The organism is Candidatus Clostridium eludens, from assembly GCF_045310515.1.
Taxonomy (GTDB): Bacteria; Bacillota; Clostridia; order Clostridiales; family Clostridiaceae; genus Clostridium_B; species Clostridium_B eludens.
This window is the reverse complement of record NZ_JBJHZX010000122.1, coordinates 1-1,303: the sequence shown is the minus strand read 5'-3', so window position 1 is coordinate 1,303 and position 1,303 is coordinate 1. Positions and strand designations below refer to the sequence as shown.

General features: G+C 26.7%; 2 protein-coding genes. Both read left to right on the top strand.

The genetic code is table 11. The features are described from left to right. Window positions 1–373 precede the first annotated feature (373 nt). Window positions 374–562: a DUF6932 family protein gene (locus ACJDU8_RS25445; RefSeq protein WP_406794984.1), complete on the top strand. Its 189-nt coding sequence runs from the start codon at window positions 374–376 to the stop codon at window positions 560–562. 50 nt (window positions 563–612) lie between these two features. Continuing rightward, window positions 613–1,155, top strand: coding sequence for a hypothetical protein (locus ACJDU8_RS25440; RefSeq protein WP_406794983.1), 543 nt, complete (start codon window positions 613–615; stop codon window positions 1,153–1,155). Window positions 1,156–1,303 lie beyond the last annotated feature (148 nt).

Genomic DNA, 1,303 nt, shown 5'->3' with positions numbered 1-1,303 from the left:
GAAGGTACAGGGTAAAGAACATAAGTATAGTGAGTTGATTATTATGAATCATTAGGAAAAGAGTAGGACCTGCTGGGGATTTTTCTGGCAGGGTTTATTTTTTTTCAAAGTTTAAAGGAATTTTTAATTACATATAGAATATATACAATACAAATAACAGATAATGTTATTATCATAAACTAATACTATAATTTAATATACTTTTGTCAAATTTGTTGAATGCCTTGAAAGCTTGTCTTATACTAAAGAAAAATCCTACTACAAGACCACCAATCTTATAATAGGAAATGTGTTTTCAAGTCATTTGATATCTCCATTATATAGCAGTGTCTTTGAAAGCATAATAGTTTTATTAATGGAGGATTATAGATATATGCCAATACCCGATTTGAATAATGCAGGGCTTTTACCAGAAGGAATTCATGTATGTACATTAGAAGATATAAAAAAGAAATTTTGTTCAATAGACAATAAACAAATAAGATGTACATTATTTAAAAAACTCGAAAATTATATTAAAGAATTAAAAAAATATAATATTCCATGTCAGCTAAAGAGGTGACAGAAGCTTGTGATTTTAGTTTGATAGCATTTAATAAAGGAAGTATAAATATGTCATTAGGATTACCGTATATGAAACAGTTGCGTTTTCTTGATAATAAGGATGTAAATGAGATTATAGATTTTTATTTTTCAGTATTAAAGTGGGCTAGCACTAATAATTCGGAAGAATGGGAAATCAATAATATAGATAATGACATAAAAGATAAAACATTGATAAGTATAATAAAAACGCTTCCAGACGATAAAAATATTAAAGAAATTACTTTTTGGGGAAATATGATAAAATTATACGGAAAAATTACAGTAAATAAGAATACTAAGGAAATAATTAAAGATGTATTAACTAGGGTAGATGTTAACGAAGAAAAAGTAATCTTGAAAGGCAGAATAAGAGAAGTCGATCTAGATAAAAGAACATTTATATTGAGGGATATTGAAGATAATGATTTTACTCAAATAATATGCAATATGAGTAAAGCAGTAGCCGAACAACCTAAGGATTATTTGGATTCAAATGTAATGGTTACTGGTATTAAAAAAGAAGGAACTAATTCCATTGATGTTAAACTCATAGAAATTATAGAGGATTAAATAATCAAAATCAAAAGCAAAATATAAAAGTCCTGGTTAACCCCAGAGCCTTTATTAATTAAAACATATTAAGGAACCAATATGAGTATTCTTATGAGCATTAATCATTATGCCAACTTACTATATTTATTTTCCAGGCATTCATACA

What these genes read in the sequence shown, in the direction of transcription:
- ACJDU8_RS25440 (WP_406794983.1), top strand. Translation starts at nt 613, where the DNA reads ATGTCATTAGGATTACCGTATATGAAACAGTTGCGTTTTCTTGATAAT.
- ACJDU8_RS25445 (WP_406794984.1), top strand. Translation starts at nt 374, where the DNA reads ATGCCAATACCCGATTTGAATAATGCAGGGCTTTTACCAGAAGGAATT.